16 protein-coding genes are annotated in these 21,100 nt (G+C 49.2%); 12 read left to right on the top strand and 4 right to left on the bottom strand.

Annotated elements, in window-relative coordinates:
• Window positions 1-39: 39 nt before the first annotated feature.
• From B8987_RS03120 to asnB, 11 genes are all read left to right on the top strand, one after another.
• Window positions 40-1,317 (top strand): hemolysin family protein, encoded by a 1,278-nt coding sequence (locus B8987_RS03120; RefSeq protein WP_040767916.1) that lies wholly within the window; start codon window positions 40-42, stop codon window positions 1,315-1,317.
• A 25-nt stretch (window positions 1,318-1,342) separates the two neighbouring features.
• Complete coding sequence (locus B8987_RS03115) at window positions 1,343-1,747, top strand: cytidine deaminase (RefSeq protein WP_020376491.1); 405 nt, start codon at window positions 1,343-1,345, stop codon at window positions 1,745-1,747.
• 15 nt (window positions 1,748-1,762) lie between these two features.
• Window positions 1,763-2,653: a GTPase Era gene (gene era, locus B8987_RS03110; RefSeq protein ID WP_020376490.1), complete on the top strand. Its 891-nt coding sequence runs from the start codon at window positions 1,763-1,765 to the stop codon at window positions 2,651-2,653.
• Window position 2,654: 1 nt separating this feature from the next.
• Window positions 2,655-3,455: a DNA repair protein RecO gene (gene recO / locus B8987_RS03105; RefSeq protein ID WP_020376489.1), complete on the top strand. Its 801-nt coding sequence runs from the start codon at window positions 2,655-2,657 to the stop codon at window positions 3,453-3,455.
• Window positions 3,452-4,324 carry a glycine--tRNA ligase subunit alpha gene (gene glyQ, locus B8987_RS03100; RefSeq protein WP_020376488.1) on the top strand — a complete coding sequence of 291 codons (873 nt, stop codon included), beginning with the start codon at window positions 3,452-3,454 and terminating at the stop codon, window positions 4,322-4,324. Before recO ends, glyQ begins: the two co-directional genes overlap by 4 nt.
• Entirely contained in the window at window positions 4,321-6,378 is a 2,058-nt protein-coding gene (glyS, locus tag B8987_RS03095) for a glycine--tRNA ligase subunit beta (RefSeq protein ID WP_020376487.1), read from the top strand. Before glyQ ends, glyS begins: the two co-directional genes overlap by 4 nt.
• Window positions 6,379-6,388: 10 nt before the next feature.
• Window positions 6,389-7,201 carry a pyruvate, water dikinase regulatory protein gene (locus B8987_RS03090; protein WP_020376486.1) on the top strand — a complete coding sequence of 271 codons (813 nt, stop codon included), beginning with the start codon at window positions 6,389-6,391 and terminating at the stop codon, window positions 7,199-7,201.
• 2 nt (window positions 7,202-7,203) lie between these two features.
• On the top strand, window positions 7,204-9,840 hold the full coding sequence (gene ppdK, locus B8987_RS03085) for a pyruvate, phosphate dikinase (protein WP_020376485.1): 2,637 nt from the start codon (window positions 7,204-7,206) through the stop codon (window positions 9,838-9,840).
• 217 nt (window positions 9,841-10,057) lie between these two features.
• Complete coding sequence (gene dnaG / locus B8987_RS03080) at window positions 10,058-11,848, top strand: DNA primase (RefSeq protein ID WP_020376484.1); 1,791 nt, start codon at window positions 10,058-10,060, stop codon at window positions 11,846-11,848.
• Window position 11,849: 1 nt separating this feature from the next.
• Window positions 11,850-12,959: an RNA polymerase sigma factor RpoD gene (gene rpoD, locus B8987_RS03075; RefSeq protein ID WP_020376483.1), complete on the top strand. Its 1,110-nt coding sequence runs from the start codon at window positions 11,850-11,852 to the stop codon at window positions 12,957-12,959.
• Between the two features lie 253 nt (window positions 12,960-13,212).
• Entirely contained in the window at window positions 13,213-15,111 is a 1,899-nt protein-coding gene (gene asnB / locus B8987_RS03070; protein WP_081503451.1) for an asparagine synthase (glutamine-hydrolyzing), read from the top strand.
• Here the strand turns inward: asnB and B8987_RS03065 are convergent.
• The 3 genes from B8987_RS03065 to iscB form a co-directional block, all read right to left on the bottom strand.
• Window positions 15,084-15,347 carry a hypothetical protein gene (locus B8987_RS03065; protein WP_020376481.1) on the bottom strand — a complete coding sequence of 88 codons (264 nt, stop codon included), beginning with the start codon at window positions 15,345-15,347 and terminating at the stop codon, window positions 15,084-15,086. The two genes, asnB and B8987_RS03065, sit on opposite strands and share 28 nt — an antisense overlap.
• Before the next feature lie 205 nt (window positions 15,348-15,552).
• Complete coding sequence (locus B8987_RS03060; protein ID WP_242823816.1) at window positions 15,553-15,882, bottom strand: DsrE family protein; 330 nt, start codon at window positions 15,880-15,882, stop codon at window positions 15,553-15,555.
• 45 nt (window positions 15,883-15,927) lie between these two features.
• A complete protein-coding gene (iscB, locus tag B8987_RS03055) occupies window positions 15,928-17,184 on the bottom strand; it encodes an RNA-guided endonuclease IscB (RefSeq protein ID WP_020376479.1) in 1,257 nt (418 codons plus the stop codon).
• Window positions 17,185-17,619: 435 nt separating this feature from the next.
• On the opposite strand from iscB, the gene B8987_RS03050 reads away from it, so the two are divergent.
• Entirely contained in the window at window positions 17,620-18,108 is a 489-nt protein-coding gene (locus B8987_RS03050) for a tetratricopeptide repeat protein (RefSeq protein WP_020376478.1), read from the top strand.
• Between the two features lie 313 nt (window positions 18,109-18,421).
• Here B8987_RS03050 and B8987_RS03045 read toward each other — a convergent pair whose 3' ends face one another.
• Window positions 18,422-21,040: a phosphoenolpyruvate carboxylase gene (locus B8987_RS03045; RefSeq protein ID WP_020376477.1), complete on the bottom strand. Its 2,619-nt coding sequence runs from the start codon at window positions 21,038-21,040 to the stop codon at window positions 18,422-18,424.
• Window positions 21,041-21,100: the final 60 nt, after the last annotated feature.

Below are 21,100 nucleotides of genomic sequence, written 5' to 3'. Positions count from 1 at the left end.
AAACTGACCGGGACGGCGAAAGGGGAAGGACAAAAACCGGTGAGAGCTATACGGTGGGGCCCGATAGTAGTACTAATTGTTCTTGTGGGCCTCTCGGCAATGTACTCGATGACGGAAACCGCGATGATGTCCTTATCGCGGGGAAAGGTCCGCAATCTCGTCGAGGAAGGGCATAAACAGGGACGTTGGCTAGAGCGTTTAGTAGAACAGCCCAACAGGTTACTGGGAACGGTGTTGTTCGGTAACAATTTAACCAATATCATGGCATCGACAATTGCCACCGGCGTATTTATCTATTATTTTGGCAGCAATGGGATTGCTATTGCCACCGTGGTAATGACGTTGTTCATTTTGTTAGTGGCAGAAATTATTCCTAAGACCTATGCAGCGCATAATTCTGAACGTGTGGCATTGCGTTTTGCCTTTTTCCTTGAAGCCTCGGCCCGGATATTCTATCCGGTCGTGCGTGTGCTCACCTGGTTTGGGGTGGGCATTATTCGTCTGTTTGGGGCTCGCGCTCAAGGCGGCCGTCTTTTGACTGAAGAGGAAATCCGGAGCATGGTCGAAGTCGGCGAGGAAGAAGGTTTATTAGAAGCTGACGAGAGACAAATGATCCAGGGTATCTTTGATTTAGGTGAGACGGTGGCCCGTGAAGTGATGGTACCACGAATTGACGTGAATGCCTTGCCTGATACGGCACCTTTGCGTGAAGCATGGGATGCGGTCATTCACTGGGGCCATTCTCGGCTGCCGGTGTTTCGCAAAACGATTGATGATGTGGTAGGAGTTATTTATGCCCGGGATATTTTGGCTTATTTGAAAGAACGCGATCCGCAAACGCCGATTGGGGAATTGGCTCGACCTGTGTTATACATTCCTGAAACCAAAAAAGTGGATGAATTACTGGCAGACTTTAGGCGTCAACGGACTCAGATTGCTGTCGTGCTTGATGAATATGGCGGAACCGCTGGTATTGTCACTATTGAAGATCTGCTCGAAGAAATTGTTGGCGAGATCCAAGATGAATACGACCAGGAAGATCAACCGATACGTCAGCTCGATGATGGAGTCATTGATGTGGCAGGGATGGTTCAATTGGAAGAAGTGAATGATATTTTAGATGTGGATTTGCCGCATGAAGATTTTGATACGGTAGGCGGATTAATTCTTCACTTGTTAGGACGAGCGCCTGTGGAAGGGGAAATTGTCCGCTGGGATAATCTCGAGTTTACGGTATCCAAAGTGGTTGGTCGGCGCGTTGCCCGTGTGATTATCAAAGCGCAAAAGCCTGAGCAAACCACTGATGAGGATGACTGAATGGCGAAAAGGAGACGGTAGTCAGGTGTCGACAATATCACCAGACGTTCTTCGTGAAAAGGCGATTGCAGTCCGTCAGCATGCCTATGTGCCTTACTCCCATTTTCCTGTGGGGGCGGCCTTGTTGAGTCGTGACGGGCAAATCTTTACGGGATGCAATGTCGAAAACGCAAGCTATCCTTTAAGTTTATGTGCGGAGCGAGCGGCTGTAGCATCTGCCGTGTCATCAGGCGTACGTCAATTTGATGCCATTTTTATCGTGGGTGAAAAGAGCTTGGCGATGCCGTGCGGGGGATGTCGACAAGTCCTCAGCGAGTTTGGCGATTTGCATGTCTATGTCTCTTATGGAGATGGACAAGAAACCAAGCATTTTTGGTTACACGAATTGTTGCCCGAAAGTTTTCAACTCAATCCGTCTTCTTTGGAATAAGCAAGGAGCGAAAGTATGGCATATAAATCAGGATTTGTGGCGCTGGTGGGACGTCCCAATGTAGGCAAATCGACCTTACTTAATGCGCTGTTGGGTCGAAAAATCGCTATTACCACCCCCAAACCCCAGACGACTCGCAACCGCATTCAAGGGGTTTTGCACGATCCTCAGGGGCAAATCGTGTTTGTCGATACTCCAGGGGTTCTGCGCCCGAAGCATAAATTGGATGAACGCATGGTCGCTACCGTGATGCGGGCGCTCAAGGAAGTGGACATTATCGCTCATGTGGTGGATATTTCCAAGCCCCCACGGGATGAAGATCTTCAGATTGCACGAACGATTCGGCAATCGGGACAAATGGCGGTCCTCATTGGAAATAAGAGCGATCTTGTCGCCAACACAACGGGCCGATTGGATCCCTACTTGGCGTTGGCGCCGTACCGCCATCATTTCGTTGTGTCTGCCCAGTTAGAATCAGGATTACAACCGCTGATGGATACATTGTGGGAATTACTGCCGGAAGGGATGCCTTATTTTCCCGAAGATATGGTCACCGATCAAACTGAAGACTTTTATGTTTCGGAAGTCATTCGTGAAAAGATTTTGGAACAAACACGCGATGAAGTCCCGCATTCTGTGGCGGTGACCATTGAAGAAAGACAACCTCGGTCCGATCATCTGATGTATATTCGCGCTGCAATTTATGTCGAACGAGACAGTCAGAAAGCCATCATTATTGGCAACCATGGGCAGATGTTGAAACAAATTGGGCAACTTGCCCGGAAAGACTTGGAAGAATATTACAATAAACAGGTATACTTAGACCTGTGGGTGAAAGTCCGAGGCCACTGGCGGGATCAGGACGCATGGTTGACTCGTTTTGGTTATCCCAAAGTGGAGTCATGATATGGCGCAGTATCAAGACCACATGTTAATCTTAAAATCTAGGCCTTACCGTGAAGCCGATTTGCTTTTAACCCTATTTGGCATCAAATCGGGAAAAATTGGCGCGGTGGCGAAAGGGGCCAGGCGACCGAAAAGTCGCTTGGCCGGGATTTATCCTTTGTCCTATGCCGTGTGTCAAATTTATCATGGGCGTTCTAATTTAGACACGTTAACCGCTGTCGACTTGGTGGATGGTTTCCCCAGTTTGCAAAAAGATTTAGATAAGTTAAGCTGGGCCATGTTTTTAGCCGACTTCGTCGATGAAATGTTTCAAGAACGCGACGCGAATCCCGCCGTTGTGCCGTGGCTTATTGCCGCGTGGGAGCGGCTTGGCGTGGCTCCAGGCTCTTTAAGCATTGCCTTGACTGCAAGTTGGCACTTGCTCAAGTTGGCGGGATATACGCCGAAATGGGATACCTGCGAGATTTGCCATAAGCCGCCTGTTCCCCCCACTGTCGTGGTGGATTGGGAGAATGATGTGTTGTATTGCCATGAACATAGCCCTGCCTCGCATAGGGAGAATAACCATTATGGACATTTTGGAATGGAAATTTCTTTTGGGACACTGCGTACCTGGCAGCAGTGGATGACACTGGACGTCAGCAAAATTGGGAATTATGATGCCAAGGGACTCATTGCTGAGCAGTTATTTGCTCTTTTTGGCCGATATGTCGAGAGTCATATTGGCCGGATGCCACGCTCTTTGCAATTCGTGCGTGAAGTCGAGAATATGGTAGAGAAAGAGAGGAATAAGCCACTTTGACCCTACAAGATATTGTGATGGCCCTGAAAACTTATTGGAAAGATCATGGCTGCATGATTGCTGAGCCCTATGATGTGGAAATGGGGGCAGGAACGATGAGCCCGTTAACATTTTTTCGTGCGCTAGGACCAGATCCCTGGCGAGTGGCCTACGTTCAGCCATCCAGACGTCCGGTCGATGGGCGCTATGGGGAGAATCCCAATCGCCTGTACCAACATCATCAATTTCAGGTATTACTCAAGCCAGCTCCGGATGACGTCATTGAGCTTTATCTTGGGAGTTTGGAGCATTTAGGCTTAGACCGACGGCAACACGATATTCGTTTTGTCGAAGACAATTGGGAAGCACCGAGTCTTGGGGCCTGGGGACTAGGATGGGAAGTCTGGCTTGACGGCATGGAAATTAGTCAATTTACTTATTTTCAGCAAATGGGTGGACAAGAATGCCGACCAGTTTCTGCCGAATTAACCTATGGGTTAGAACGCCTGGTGAGTTATCTGGTTGGTGTGGATGAAATTTGGTCGATTGAATGGGCACCAGGTGTCAGTTACGACAGCTTATTTCGCCGGGCAGAATGGGAACAAGCGTCCTATAGTTTTGAATACGCTTCGGCCCCGGTCTTATTTCAATTGTTCGACTTATATGAGTCCGAAGCTAAACGGCTGTTAGAACAAGGATTAGTCAGGCCCGGATACGAATATTTAATCAAATGTTCCCACGTTTTCAATACGTTAGATGCTCTAGGAGCCATTTCGGTGACAGAACGGCAAGCCTATCTCGGACGTATGCGAGCCTTAGCGCGCATCGCCGCCCAAAAATATTTAGACCAGATCCAAAACCCGGCAGCAAAGGAGGAGGCCTTGTCATGATTGATTACGACATTTCTCCAGATATGCGCCAGGTTTTAGTGGAAGTGGGAGTTGAAGAAATTCCCAGCCAATATTTGCGAGACCTTGTCACCAATTTTGGTAACCTAATTGTCGAAGAATTAGAAGCACAGCGGATTGTTGTACGCAATGTGAAGGCTCTGGCGACGCCAAGGCGCTTAGTTGTCATGGCCCAGGCACGCAAAGAACAAGATCCTTTACGTGAAAGAATTCGCGGACCTCTTTTAGCTAGCGCCTATAAGGACAATATGCCTACACCAGCCTTGTTAGGATTTTGCCGGCGAGTGGGTGTGTCGCCTGGTGAGGTTGAAACGATGACAGAGGGCGATAAAGTCTATGTCTGTGTGGACATTGACCAACCTATTCGGCCATTGGAAGACTTGTTGGCCCCAGCTGTTGAAAAAGCTTTTTCCCGGATTCCTTTGCCGCGTAGTATGCGCTGGGGAAGTGATGACTACCGCTTTATCCGTCCGGTTAGATGGTGTAGTTTATGGATAGATGACACCTTTGTGCCCGTCACCATTGCGGGCGTGATAGGGGAACCGAAAACCTATGGAAACCGCACCGACCATCCCGGGGCGTTGGCGATTCACAGTATTGCCTCCTATGAACAAGCCCTGGCACGGGGCCTCGTCATGTTAGATGCCGACCGGCGTAAACAAGTGATTGAAAATGAAGCCAATGACCTCGCTGACAGTGTCAGGGGACACATTGATCGGGATGAAGACCTGCTGGAAGAGGTGACGGAGCTTGTGGAATGGCCCACACCCTTTCTTGGCCACTTTGATGAAGCCTTTCTAGAGGTTCCTGCGCCGATCGTGGTGACATCGATGCGTGTTCATCAACGGTATTTCCCCGTTTGGAGCGAACAGGGTACGTTGTTGCCTTATTTTGTTGGGGTTCGCAATGGAATTGGCAATGACTTGGATTCGGTACGCCACGGAAACGAAAAAGTCTTACGGGCCCGTCTTTCCGATGCCTTATATTTTTACCGGGCGGATCTTCATCATCCTTTGAGTGAGCACCGTCCCCAACTGGATCGGGTCATCTTCCATGCCAAATTGGGAACTTACGGTGATAAGATCCAAAGAGTCCACGCCCTATTTGAAGCCACCCGGGATCGATGGCCTTTGAATAACACACAACAAGAACATTTTAAGACGGTCATCGAGTTATATAAGGCCGATTTGTTAACACAAGTCGTGCAAGAATTTCCTGAGCTGCAAGGCATTATGGGGGAAATTTATGCCCGTCATGAAGGTTTAGCGGACGATGTCGCCACCGCCATTGGGGAACAATATCACCCGGGTTTTCAAGGAGACCATATTCCTCAGTCGCCTATGGGTCAAATCCTTGTCTTGTTAGATCGCCTGGATACGGTTTTGGAGGGCGCGGCCCATGGATTAAAACCGACGGGTTCGGAAGATCCTTTTGGCTTACGCCGGGCGGCCTTGGCTATTGGGCGAATTTTAGCGGAATCTGCCATTTGGCAATATCCGGCCTATGAGTTATTTGCTTTGGCAGGGCAAGTATTAGCGGTGGACAAGACGGCCGTGGATGAATCATATGACTTGGTCATGGCGCGATTAGAACATTATTTAGATGAGGTTCATCATATCCCCGAACAGAGGGCTCACGCGATTTTATCGGTATCTTTGCCCTGGTATACCTACCAGGCCAGATTAGATTTCCTGACCAAAATTATTCACGATCCCAATTGGGAGACCGTGGCTTTGGCTTTTAAGCGTATTGACCGGGTCATTAAAGATGCCCATGTGCCTGAAATGATGCCTGAATGGGAATTGCCCATTGAACAAACAGTATGGGAGGCGACCCAAAATGTGTTAAATCATGGCGGGTCTATGGATGAATGGTGGATTGCCATTCAAGCCTTGTCTAATGCTGTGGACGCCTTGTTTAATGCCGTGTTGATCAATGATCCAGATCCTGCCGTAAGGATGCGTCGGGCATCACTGTTGGCGTACGCCCGGGAAGCTTATAATCGATTCTTCGACCTGAGGCAAATTTCGGTTTAGGAGGAAACATATGGCCCATCGTGGAAGAATCTATATCGTCTCCGACTCTTTGGGCGAAACGGCTGAACGCGTTGCGCACGGGGCGGCCATTCAGTTCGAACAAGCGGAAATTCGTATTGAACGGCTATCCAATGTGTCGGATTGTCGTGGTATCGATGCTGTTTTGGAACGGGCAGCCGGCGAGACAGCCATCGTAATTTATACGATTGTGCGTCCTGATTTAAGCGCGTATTTAAAACAGCGTGCCCAAGAACTTGGGATTCGCACCGTCGATGTCATGGGACCCGTCATTCAGGCCTTGGAGGACACGCTGGAATTGAAGCCACAGCTGGTTCCTGGTCTTTCGCACCGGCTTGATCGCGAATACTTTGACCGGGTCGAAGCTATCGAATTTGCGGTGAAATATGATGACGGCAAAGATCCTCGGGGCATCCGCGAGGCCGATATTGTCTTGTTAGGTGTTTCTCGCACCAGCAAAACTCCCGTCAGCTTATATTTGGCTAATCATCGCCTGAAAGTTGCCAATGTGCCGCTGGTCCCCGAAGTCCCAGTTCCGCAAGAGGTGTTTCAAGAGGGACGAAATAAAAGTATCGGTTTAGTCATTGACGCCGAGTTATTAATGAGCATTAGACGGCAACGACTAAAATCTTTAGGATTAGGATCGTCAGCACAATATGCCACAATGGAACGAATTGTGGCAGAATTAGACTATGCGTGGGACATCTTCAATCGGTTAAAATGCCCGGTGGTTGATGTTAGTAATCATGCCGTTGAAGAAACGGCGACAAGAGTATTAGAGATCAGACAAGGAGGACACCACTAGAAATGTCTCGGTATGTGTTTCCGTTCGAACAAGGACGGGCCAATCAGCGTGACTTATTGGGAGGAAAGGGCGCCGGCCTAGCAGAAATGAGTTACATAGGATTGCCGGTCCCTCCCGGGTTTACGATTACGACAGAGGCATGTAATCTTTACCAGGAGTTAGGCCAGTTTCCTGACGGCATGATGGATGAGGTTTGGGAGAACCTGCGGTTGTTGGAACAGAAATTATCCCGAACACTGGGGGATCCCGAAAAACCCCTTTTGGTTTCGGTTCGGTCAGGAGCTCCCATATCCATGCCCGGCATGATGGATACTGTGCTGAACTTAGGTCTCAATACTCAGACAACCGAAGGGTTGGCACGGTTAACGCAAAATCGCCGGTTTGCACTCGATAGTTACCGCCGGTTTATTCAAATGTTTGGCAATGTGGTCATGCATATGGAACATCACCGGTTTGAGCACATCCTGCAAGAGGTCAAAGATGAAGCAGGGGTCACGCTGGATCCGGATTTGAGCGAATCCTATCTCGAAATCCTGATCGCACGTTATAAAGACTTGGTGCGTGAGGTTACTGGTCGCGAATTTCCAGAAAATGCCCACGAACAGCTCGAGATGGCCATTAAGGCGGTTTTCGACTCGTGGAAAAACCCGCGTGCCATTGTGTACCGGCGGTTAAACAAAATTCCTGAGACGCTCGGAACGGCTGTCAACGTTCAGTCTATGGTCTTCGGGAATATGGGTCCGACATCGGCGACGGGCGTGTTATTTACTCGAAATCCGAATACGGGAGAACCCGGTATGTACGGGGAATATCTGACGAATGCCCAAGGGGAAGACGTGGTCGCCGGTATTCGCACTCCGAAACCGATTCAAGAAATGGCACAAGAAATGCCCAAGACATTTCAAGAAATTACCGAGGTTTGTGCCTTGCTTGAAAAACACTACCGGGACATGCAAGACATCGAATTTACCGTGGAACGTGAAAAACTCTACTTATTGCAGACACGCACCGGAAAACGCACGGCTCGGGCTGCGGTAAAAATTGCCGTGGACTTGGTACGGGAAGGGATTATTACCCGGGAAGAAGCCATTTTACGGCAAGACCCCGATCAAGTGGCGCGGTTGTTATACCGGCAAATTGATCCCTCTGCTAAATTGGATGTCCTCGCACAAGGATTACCCGCTTCACCAGGTGCTGCCTCCGGTAAAGTGGTCTTTAACGCGGATGAAGCTGAAGCACGAGGCAACCAAGGGGAAGCCGTGATATTAGTGCGCCCTGAAACCACGCCAGATGATATTCACGGAATTGTCGCGGCCCAAGGCGTTTTGACTAGCCGGGGCGGTATGACCTCCCATGCGGCCATTGTGGCCCGGGGCATGGGAAAACCTGCGGTAACGGGCTGTGAGGCGGTACGAATTAATCTCGAGGAAGAGGTCTTTTACGTCGGCGACGTTAAGGTGTCACACAATGATGTCATTACCATTGATGGAGGGACAGGCCGGGTAGTATTGGGAGTCGTTCCCACCGTGGACCCGGGCTTGTCAGAAGATTTTACGACGCTACTACAGTGGGCCGATGACATGAAGCGCTTAGGCGTTGAAGCCAATGCCGATACACCAGAAGATGCACAGATTGCCCGGGATTTCGGTGCCCAAGGGGTAGGATTGTGCCGAACTGAACACATGTTTATGGGACAGGACCGCTTGCCGGTCATGCAAAAAATGATTTTGGCGGAGACACTCGAAGAGCGTCAAAAAGCGTTGAACGAGTTACTGCCGATGCAACAAAGCGACTTCTACGGGATTCTCAAGGCAATGGACGGGTACCCTGTCACCATTCGTTTGCTCGACCCGCCACTGCATGAATTTTTGCCGAACATCCCGGACACGGAAAAAGAACTGGCACTAGCCCGCCAAGAGCAGCGTACGGATGATGTCGTGCGATTAGAAGCCATCTTGCGGCGAGCCAGGACTCTCTTTGAATTTAACCCGATGCTCGGTTTTCGTGGCGTACGTCTGGGAATCGTGTATCCCGAAATTTACGCGATGCAGGCCCAAGCGATTTTCCAAGCCCAGGCTCAACTGCTTCACGAGGGGTATCACCCCGTAGTGGAAGTCATGATTCCCTTGGTCGGGACCTTAGCTGAATTTACCAAGATGAAAGAATTGATTGCGGACGTGAATGCCCGGACCCAAGAAGCCGAAAACATCGCTCTGCCGTACAAGATTGGCACCATGATTGAAATTCCCCGTGCCGCGTTAACTGCGGGCAGCATTGCGGAAGAGGCTGAGTTCTTCTCGTTTGGAACCAATGACTTAACGCAAACCACCTTTGGCTTTAGCCGGGATGATGCCGAGAGCAAGTTCTTGCCCCATTATCTCGCGGAAAAAATTCTGCCGGACAATCCCTTCATGGTGTTAGACCGGGAGGGTGTGGGGCGGCTCATTAAGATTGCTGTGGCTGATGGCCGCGAGACGCGACCGGATCTCAAAGTGGGGATTTGTGGAGAACACGGCGGCGATCCGTCGTCCATCGAATTTTGCCATCTGGCCGGTCTCAATTATGTGAGTGCTTCACCATATCGTGTGCCGATTGCACGTTTGGCAGCAGCGCAAGCCAATTTGCGTCACCCTAATTAATCGGAGTTTAGACGACGATAGATAGGCACAGGATGCAAGAAACTCTTGCATCCTGTGCTATAATAATGGTAAATATAATGATTGTGAATAATGATCATTTACGAACCCGTCCGTGTGGCTGGGGATTTTTTTTCTTCATTTCTCGTCATTGCGAAAAAATAAGCAGGAATATTTGCATTGGCGGCGAATTTTTCCTCATGGACTGGAGTGATTCCTGATGCTTGATTCCACATACGAGGCCTGGGTCAACGCAGTGAGAGATGCTGCTGATATTGTTGACGTCATCGGACGTTATGTCAGTCTAAAGCAGAAAGGCAAAAATTTTTGGGGATTGTGTCCGTTTCATCAGGAAAAAACGCCGTCGTTTAGTGTGGATCCCCAGCAGCAATTATTTTATTGTTTCGGCTGTCACACGGGAGGCACTGTCTACACATTTTTGATGGAGCATGATGGCTTAAGTTTTAATGAGGCAGTGGACATGCTTGCTACCGAAGTGGGCATACCGCGACCTCAAAAGTCTGAGAACACGGAAGTGACACGCCACTTTAGTCGACTACAGGCCGTGATGGAGTGGACTCAGGAATTTTTTCAAATCAGCGCTAATCAATATGCTGAGATCTTTTTAGGATATTTGGCATCTCGTCAAGTCAGTGAAGCGGCGCGAAAACGATTTGAATTGGGCTATGCTCCCAAGTCATGGAATGCTCTCACACAGTTCTTATCGAAACATGGTATTACCGATGCCGAAATGCTCGAAGCGGGGGTTGCTGTCTCCCGACAGGAAAATCAAGGCATTTATGATCGGTGGCGTCATCGTATCATGTTTCCTATTTGGAATCACCGGGGTCAACTTATTGCCTTTGGGGGCCGTTCAATTGAGCCCGATCAGGAACCGAAATATCTTAATTCACCTGATACGCCGTTATTTCATAAAAGTACGGTACTCTATGGAGAACATTTGGCACGGAAATTTTGGCGTCAAGGTCGGCGGCCCTTATTGGTTGAGGGATATTTCGATGTCATAGCGTGTCACGAGGCTGGATTAGGACAGGCTGTGGCGAGTTTGGGAACGGCTTTGAGCAAAGAACATGCGCGGGCGTTAGCGCGTTATAGCAAGGAAGTGGACTTGCTGTATGACCGGGATCAAGCCGGGCAAGAGGCTATGAGACGGGCTTTTATGATTCTTTCGGAGGAAGGCGTCCAGGTGAATCGAGTCACGTTGACTAGCGGGAAAGATCCGGATGAATTTTTAAGGGAAAAGGGTTTGTCAGCTCTAGCCGAAAGTGTGGAACGTCGCATACCCTATTTTGAGGCGATATTAGAAGAACGTCTGGCCGACTCACCTAGACAGTCAGCCCGAGCAAAGGCCGAGTTAGTGGAAGGGCTAAAACCTTTTTGGAATGCTTTGAGCAACCCCATTGAGAAAGCAGGCTATCTCGAACTGATGGCGAGAAAACTGCAAGTTGATCAAAGTATTTTAGCACAGAGTTTTGGGTTGAAGCAAGGAAATGGGCATATATCGCCGAAAAATAGGCATAATATGGAGAGAATCGTTTCAAAGGTCAAAAGACCATCGTATGATGTCTATTTACTGGCCTTATTAGTTCGGCATCCAGAATATGTGGGAAAGGTACGGGAAACCTTGCCAGAATGGATTTTGGAACATGATCTGACTCCAGTTTTAGATAACCTGGAACAGGGTAAACCCCTGGCAGAGTTAACGAGTCAGATTGACAGGATGGAAACGCAGGTCCGTCGCCTCGTTTTGGAGGCCCTTGCGTATGATGGTCCCGATGGAGGGCCGCGTGTGTTTGAAGATGTTATGCAGGCCATTGTGCGGCAACGGGATAATACTCGATGGAAATCACTCATTGCGCGGCTAAAACAAGGCGAGGATTCGCCTGAATTGATACGGGAAATTCAGGCGTTGCAGAGCCGCTTGGCTCAGGATCAGATGACCAGAACATCTGCGCCATGGGATGCTGTTCGCATAGGAAAGGAGGGATAACATGGCTCAGGGAAAGAAATCTGTGGGGCAAATTGATGAGGTCAAATCCCTGATTCGCCGTGGTCAAGAGCGGGGTAAGTTGTCTTATGGTGAAATTGTGGACACTCTGCAGTCTGTTGACCTTCCTCCCGACCAGATTGACAGCATATATGAAATGTTTGGCGAGTTAGGAATTGAATTGGTTGGAGAACAGGTAGCGGATGAACAAGAGCCAGAGCCTGACGAAGTTGATGTTGAAGAGACAGAAGATATTGGTCGGGATTTAAGTGTACCGGATGGGGTGGCCATTGATGATCCGGTCAGAATGTATTTGAAGGAAATTGGTCGTGTGCCCTTGTTAACAGCCGAAGAAGAAGTGGAATTAGCGAAACGTATTGAACAGGGAGATGAGGAAGCTAAACGTAAATTGGCTGAAGCCAACTTACGACTTGTTGTCTCCATCGCCAAACGGTATGTCGGTCGTGGGATGCTGTTCTTAGATCTGATTCAAGAGGGCAATCTAGGACTCATTAAAGCGGTCGAGAAATTTGATTATCGTAAGGGATATAAGTTCAGTACGTATGCGACGTGGTGGATACGGCAAGCTATTACCCGAGCCATTGCTGATCAGGCTCGGACTATCCGAATTCCTGTGCATATGGTGGAAACGATAAATAAACTGATTCGTGTCCAACGTCAATTGTTACAGGAATTAGGGCGTGATCCGACGCCAGAAGAAATTGCCAAAGAGATGGGCATTACGGAAGAACGGGTGCGGGAAATTTTGAAAGTTGCCCAAGAGCCGGTATCACTCGAAACGCCTATTGGAGAAGAAGAGGATTCTCATTTGGGCGACTTCATCGAGGACGAGGATGCTCCCGCTCCCGCGGAGGCTGCTGGCTACCAACTGTTGAAAGAACAGTTGGAAGAGGTTTTAGACACGTTAACCAACCGTGAGGAAAAGGTTTTGCGTCTACGTTTTGGCCTCAATGACGGACGGGCACGTACCTTGGAAGAAGTGGGTCAGGTTTTCGGGGTGACGCGAGAGCGGATTCGTCAAATCGAAGCCAAAGCCTTGAGGAAATTGCGCCATCCCACTCGGAGCAAAAAGCTTAAAGACTACTTGGATTAGCCTCAAAAAGACCGCCTCAGGCGGTCTTTTTTATCTATCCGTTTTCTTTCTATAACATGCTGAAGGATGTCAAATGCTGAAGACTTATAGCAGATAACGCGAACCGTGTCAACTTTCCAATCCTCCGGAAGTTGGGTATCATAGGGAAGTATTGATTTAAACGACCGGTAATGAGAGTAGATGAGAATCTCTCACAATAGATTCACCGGCTTTTGGTGTCGGTGACGTATAATCGACGCAACTTGGAAATGAGGTGGTTGCAATCTGCGGAATAGCAGGGATATGGCATCGAGAACGCCCGGTACAAGCCAGCGACTTGACAGGCATGTTAAATGCGATGATACACCGCGGCCCTGATGATGAGGGGCGCTTTACCGATCGCAACATGGGTTTTGGTATGCGTCGGCTCGCTGTAATCGACGTTCTCCATGGCAAACAGCCCTATTATTCAGAAGACGGCAAAGTCGTAGCAGTCTATAATGGGGAACTTTACAATTACCCTGATTTGAAAATATTAGTGGAGTCCATGGGCCATCACCTGAATAGTCAAGCGGATGGAGAAGTGCTCGTCCACTTATATGAAGAATTTGGCATGAACTTTTTGGACCGACTTTCGGGCATGTATGCTATCGCCCTTTGGGACCGGAAAACTCACCGTCTCATTCTTGCCCGGGACCGCGTCGGTCAAAAGCCTTTATACCTGTACGAAAATGGCGAGATGCTGGCCTTTTCTTCGGAATTGAAGTCCTTTATGAACTTGAACGGCTTTCGCTTTGACGTGGATCCGAAGATGTTGTCCAGTTATCTCGCACACCGTTTTGTTCCGGCACCTCACACTTTAGTGAAAAACGTGACCAAATTAAGACCAGGCGAAGTGATGGTCATTCATGCCGATGGCCGTCGACAACGCTGGTTATATTGGCAGCCATCAATTACCGAGCCCGATTCCACCATGCAAATGACTTATTGGGCCGATCGCCTGCACGGCTTGTTGGTCGATGTCGTGCGCGGTCATTTAGCTTCCGATGTCCCATTAGGGGTGTTTTTGTCTGGGGGATTAGATTCGAGTGTATTGACAGCTATTGCTGCGGGAACCCTGGAGCGACCTTTGGCCGCATGGTCGGCCACATTTCCTGCGAAATACCCGGGGTACGACGAATTTGCATGGGCCGAAAAGGTTGCCAAAACCTACGGCATTGAGCTGCACCGGGTTGATGTGGATTTAACCATTACTCCCGAGCGCGTTCGGGAACTCGCTTACGTTTTAGATGAACCGATGGCTGATCCAACCGTGTTGCCGCTTGACGGGGTGGCTAAAGCCGCTGCGGAGCAAGAAACCGTGATGATCTCAGGCGAAGGCGCGGATGAAATTTTCGCTGGATATGCGGGATATGGCGAGGTTCACAGCCTCTCCTGGCTGCGAAAAGTGCCCACATGGGCGAGGAATCTGTGGATCCAGCAAAATTGGCCGGGGTCTAACGCTTTTCGACGTGCGGCCGTACCGATAAGCGAACGATATCGTGGTGTCGGTTTCACCTTCAATTCGGAAGAACAACGGCGCATTTTGAAGCCCGAATGGGTTCAACCGGATAGACCAGGGGCTGTCGCCGAATATTGGATGACTCATGCCAATCTTCCCGAATTACAGGCCATGCAAGGGTTTGATGTGCAATGGTTCTTGCCAGATGATGTGCTTCTCAAAGCGGATAGGATTGGCATGCACTATAATCTGGAAATCCGGGTGCCATTTTGTGATCACGAAGTGGTCGATTTAGCTCTGCGTTTGCCCTTAGCACTGCGCCGATCGGGAAAAGAAGACAAGAGGGTCTTACGGGAAGTGGCAAAACGGGTCTTGCCACCTGAAATTGTGCGCAGACCGAAACAAGGTTTTCCGACACCGCTTACGGATCTTTTAGCTGGACCCCTGCATGATATTGCTTGGGATACCCTTACAAGCGATTCGGCTTTGACACAAGAATGGCTAAATATTTCCGAAGTACACCGGTTGTTGGCGGATATGGGGCCTGGCCACGGTACCACAGCTCGCCAAATTTATTCCTTGCTCATGCTGGAATTGTGGGCGGAAGAAATGCAGTCTAAGGTTCGAGATGCCCAGCGCCGTGGTTATTCGTCTTCGGTCATCCGGTCGTAACCGCTAAAATGAGCTTCGGACTGTGCACGGAGTTGTGGTACCACAGGTGCACTAAGCTTGTTGGTCTCATAACCCATGGCGGCGCGAGCTTGACGTATAACTAAGCGCACTTTTTCTTCGGCGGCCTGAAGCCGGTAGATGTGGTAATCACAGTACTCGGTGGAGGCATGGATAAATGCATGTTCGGCGAGATCGCGTTCTTCTACGGCTTCTTGGAGCGCTTCTTTCCACGTCATAACCTTGTCCTCCTTCAGTGATAAAGTTGGCAGGATTGATTGATCTCCATCGCGCTAACAGGTGAAGCTTTTGCTATATCCTATGCAGTTCATGTGATGAGAAGACCCAATCGGATGATTTTGCCGATAGATAATCAAACCCCTGGAGAAGAACCACGGTCTCCAAGGGGTTTACTAGATTTTGGGGTGTTTCAACGGATTGGGTTTAGGGTTTAATATACGCTAATCCTTGGCGTTGCCGGCGCACCAATTCGCCGACGGCCGAAGGAACGATTGTCATTCCCGGTAACAATTCGGCTTCTGTGACACCCTTGGCTTTCATTGTATTGTGACAGACGGCAATCACAACGCCTTGTTGTTGCAAGGCAGCGAGTTCTTGGGCGAGTGTCGTCTCGTTCGAAACAACCAAATTAATGGCGTCACCTTGGACGACTAATTCTACGGGAATCTCGGGCATTTCGGCTAGCAAATTAGAAATATTTTTTAAAGCGGCGCGCTGCTTTTGAGAAGAGGCGTCGTTGACGTGAAAAACCACTCCTAAATCGAAATCCATCCAGATCGGTGGCGGGGACTCCGGCGTTTAGGCCGGAGAGGAAGCCGCCTTTCCTCCTTTCTCAAGCTGAATTAACAAGGTTGAGGCACGTTCAAGCAAAGTCAGTTTGTTATGGCTGGCTCCAGAAGTTATCTTTGTTCCGTCAAGTAACCGCAGATCGAACGCACCACGCAAACGCCTACCAAAGACAAAGCACTCTTGCCCATTGTACCGCACCTTATCGAACAACTGGAAACCAAAAACGAAGCTCGGAGATTTGTTCGCTTTACGCACTCCGCCTTTGAGAATCGTAGCTTTGTGGAGTTGCCGATTTTGCCCCCGTACCTGTTTGATGAGGTATGTGCCCGCCAAAGACGTTGCCGTGGGATTCCCGCTGATGCACCTGGCATCGACTAGATGGCTTTTCTCTAAACCGTTTTGGATACGGGTGTTCTTGGTAATGTACCCATAGGTCACCTCGGCATGAGGGAACACTTTTTGGATACCCCGATAGATAAACCACCGCATGACCGTCATTTGGCTGGCATCTCGGAAGGACTTTTGTTGCCTCTGAAAGAGATGAGTAAGGCCTTCTCGGTGGATTTTCACGTGGCAAGCATCGCAGAGAGTAATCAAATTGCCAGGAGCATCCCCACCCGTCTTGCGGCTTTCGATGTGGTGGACATTTAAGATCTTGTCTCCTGACTTGCCTTTGCAGTGCTGGCAGGTATGTTTATCCCGAAACAACACATACTCCCGCACGTTCCAGAATCCCATTTGTTCGCCCTGTTGATATTCAGTCCCGGCAATATCAGGGTTTTTGATCTTCTGAATATCGAATTGGGCGACTTCAACGGTGATGTTGGTAATGGGCAGGATGCTTAACACCCTCTGAATGACCTTGGCATGGGTATCGACTTTGTTCTGTACGGAAGGAGCCAGCCACCTCTCCGGTTTCTGGCGATTCAAGAATCGGGGTTTACGATACCGGGTTTTGCGGTGTCTTCTTGCCCGGCGGAACTCACGCCGGGTAGAAAGCAATTCTTGAATATCCGTGCGAAGCATCACTTCCGCCTCAAACAGCACCTTTTTTTCTGTAGTAGCGGAAAGACCGATATACATCGTACCAGCATCTACACCTAAAGAAACGGCTTGCTGATATCCAGAACTCCCGTAGAGCAATTGGATTGTAAACGGTGTCCGGCGTACTACCTGGGCTTTTCCGGCTTTAAGAAGCAGGCGAGCCTTTCGGGGAGCGCAAGGCATCAGGGGTTTACCGTATTGGTTTAATACATAGACGAGCATCACGTCTATCTCCTTTCGGAGTGCGTTGTCCTTCGCCAATGTTGGAACCGCTTGTCGTGCCCGCAGCACCGTCTCTACCCCACAAGACTTTTAACCACGGACGACAGGGCTTGGAACTAGGACGCGTATCCCAAGGTGTCGTGACGATCCCAACGGAGTGCCCAAAGCACTGAGGCTAGTCAATCTGAGGCTTTACCAAGCCTCGCCGTTTACGGCGGGGTTATTGACGTCATCACCTCGGAATAGGGAGAAGAGCACATTTTGGTCATCCCAATCTTTTGGGGGTACCATGTGGACCCTTGGCATTCAGCATACCACGAGAACTATCTTCGACCAATCCTGGCTTCAAAGACTGCCAGAGGATACATCGGATTTGGAACCGTGATATAGTGAAGATCATAGAGTTTACCATAAATTGTGAAATGAGGACGCCTGATGCCAACGGAACCAGATTTGACGTTAATTCGTCACTTAAAAAATCATGGCAAGTTCGAAGAGGCTCGAGAACAACTGGCCCAATGGATGGAACAAGAGCCCGACAATCCGTACTTGGAACTGGAAATGGGTATGATTTTGGATGAACTGAATAGGGTGAAAGACGCGATGGGGCTCTATCATCAAGCTCTTGAACATGACCCACCGAAAGTCTTGAAACGGCGCATTATCATTGCTTTGGCCAATGATTTACGACTTAATGGCCAAATTTATGATGCGCGCCTATGGTTAGAAAGGGCACGACAAGAATTTCCCCATGATGTGGCCCTTGATCTCTTCTATGCCTTAACGCTATGGAATGACGATGACCGGGGCAGCGCTTTTCGCTTATTATGGACGCTCATTGTCAATGAACCGGCTTTTAAAGGTCTAGATCCATACCGGGCCACCCTTAGGTATTACAGCCAACATTTTAACGACCGGATTTGAAAAAATATCCGAACATGACGTCTTTGGGGAAAACCCGTTAAGAGGACATTAGGCTTGTTTGATTCACGTCCATTTCGCTGCTCTAGTTGGAAATCTTTAACGTCATGCCTTATCAGAATTCAAGGCGTCACCCAGGTCGGTTATCTGTCAACAACCTAAAGAATACATTATCCAGCAGCGTTCGGTTTTCCTTGATAGAGAAACCGGTTTTTTAGCAAGTTCCTTGTGAGGATCTATCTGTGGCGTTGTGGCAGCTTACATTTAAGACAAGCCACCGGGGATGCGAACGGGCGATGCCCGTTCGCCCATTTGATTATCCGGTGTTGCGCATGCCTAATGCGATGCCTTCCATCGTTTTAGCGATGAGAGGAAGAAGGATATCGTCATTTTTTTCTCGGTAGCGCGCTAACAGTTCAATTTGAAGATAGTTTAATGGATCCACATGAGGGTTTCGCCACTGAATTACTTCTTGAAGCCGGGGCTGGTCGTCTAGAAGCTGGGAATGACCGGTAATGGTTAATAAGGCGTCATGTAACCGGTTATAGTCATCTTGGATAAGGGGCCAAAATTGAGCGGTGAGCTCTCTTGGCACGAGGTCATGGTATGCGATAGCCACGTGCATATCCGATTTCACCAAAGCCAGCTCCAAATTGTGCATGCTCGTTGTCCAAAATGGCCAGGTTTGGTACCACTCTTGCAAAAGATGAGTTTTGCCATTTTTAAGAAATGTATCTAGGGCATGACCCGCACCATACCACCCGGGTAATAACATCCGATTCTGGGTCCACGAGAAGACCCAGGGGATGGCCCGTAAATCTTCCCAGCGGAATTGTTCGCGCCATGATGGGCGTGATCCCCAGTTGAGAGCGCTCATTTCGCGTATGGGAGTGACAGCCAAAAAGTACTCCCAAAAATCAGGATGATTAATCAATTGGCGATAATGTTGGAAGGCAATCTCAGCTAAAGCGTCCATATCCCTTCGCGTGTCCTCATCCGGATCAGGGCTTGGGAACATCACCGCACGGGCATGAGACACCATCATGAGTTCAAGACTTCGGTACGCAATCTTGGGTAACAAAAATTTTTGGGATAATACTTCTCCTTGCTGGGTAATGCGTAGAAAGCTTTTGACACTGGCACTGGGCTGTCCCGTAATAGCGTAGGACGTCGGCCCTCCGCCCCGACCAAGCGCTCCTCCGCGCCCGTGAAAAAATCCCATCCGTAATTGCTGTTCTTGAGCCCATTCCGTAAGATCCAATTGGGCGCGAAAGATTGCCCACGACGCGGTCAAGCTCCCGGCATCTTTAGTGCTATCCGAGTATCCTAGCATCACCTCTTGGTATCCATTGCGCCTAGCAATATGCTCTTGCCACAAGGTATCATGATTAACCTTGTCCATCATCGCCCGCGCATGTTGCAGGTCATCTAAGGTCTCAACCACCGGAATTATATTGACAGAGACCTGGGGGTCTGTGATGTGAATAAGAAATAGCACGGCCAAGAGATCGCTGGCGCGGTGAGCCATACTGACAAGGTAGTTGCGGATACCATCTTGGCCAGAAACGCGCTGGTAATGGGCCATCAAATCGAGAACATCCTTTAAATCTTGGGTTACGGGACTTTGGGGGACAAAGGGAGGATGATTGACCCACGCATTGTGAATGGCTTCAATTCGCTCGTCATCTGTCCAGTCCCAATATTGCGCACCCAAAATGTCTGCCATGGCTTGTGTATGTACCCGGCTATGTTGTCGGATATCCAAAGCCGCTAAATGTAATCCAAAAATCTCGATTTGACGGAGTAAAATCCGGAGTTCACGGGGCCACCTTAGGGGGTCGGGATCCCAATGAGCGGCTAATTGACGGACATCTTGAAGAAAACTCTCGGTCGAGACATATCCGCCTAAACGGTGGGTCAAGGTCACCTTCAGTTTTTCTGCAATGAGACCAATCATTTGACGCAAGGGTTCTTGTGGGTAATGCTGCCTCAAATCTTCGGCGCGATCCAAAAAGAGACGACCTTGGGCTGTGAGCCAGCGTTCCAACAAGTCAAGATGATGAATATATCGAGGCTCGGCGGTTAAGGTGCGTTCCAATTCATCCAGGGACTGTAAGTATAGCTGGATAGCGACTTCTTGATGGCGTTGTAATGTTTTTTGTGTGACAGCAACGTCGACGAACGGATGGCCATCCCGGTCCCCGCCAATCCATGAATCAATCGCCCAGGACACTGGAGTATGGTGGCCTAACGCCGCGTCTAAATCATCATAAACCGCGGGTAAGGCTTGGAATAGCGACTGGCGAATGTAATAAAGACCGAGTTCAACCTCATCCATGACGGTGGGGCGCGCTACCCGTTGATTGGGTGTCCGCCACAAGACGCGCAATAGTTCCTTGAGATGATGATGCCACTTCGGATCAGATGCATCAAACTCCGGCTGTTCGAGTAAATCTGCGATTTTGCGCAGGTGTTGGAGAATTGTGCGCCGGGTGCTTTCTGTTGGATGTGATGTGAGAACTAGCCGGCCTTCGACGCGTTCAGGATATCGGCTGGCTTGCTCGCGATTGACCACGTCCGCTAATTCGCGAATGGAACCTCGCAAGGGTCGAATGGGAGACCGTCTTCCCTTTTCAACTAAGTTAATCCGATGCAGATCTTCGGTTAAGTTTTGTAACCGGATCTGTTCTGTAAGTAGCCGAATTGTGTGATCTAATAGTTCTAACGCATGAGAATCACTTTGCGCATCAATATTTCCTCGTAAATGGTAGGGAACCTGCTCGATGCGTAAGCGATCAGCAAATACGTACGATTCCTGAGCCTTTTGGACGACCGGAGTACTTTCTTCCTCGTGGACGACTTGGTGCAAAATCTCCCAAAGCATTTGAACGGTACTTTGCCAGTCGGGCGCATGAGAAGATTTAGAGATCGGCATGACCGTTCATCACATCCCTTCAGTGAATAAATGATGCATAATAATGAATAAATATAACAT

Source organism: Sulfobacillus thermosulfidooxidans DSM 9293, from assembly GCF_900176145.1.
In the GTDB taxonomy this organism is placed as follows: Bacteria; Bacillota; Sulfobacillia; order Sulfobacillales; family Sulfobacillaceae; genus Sulfobacillus; species Sulfobacillus thermosulfidooxidans.
Note: the sequence above shows the minus strand (reverse complement) of the source record. Positions and strands in the feature narration are given on the sequence as shown.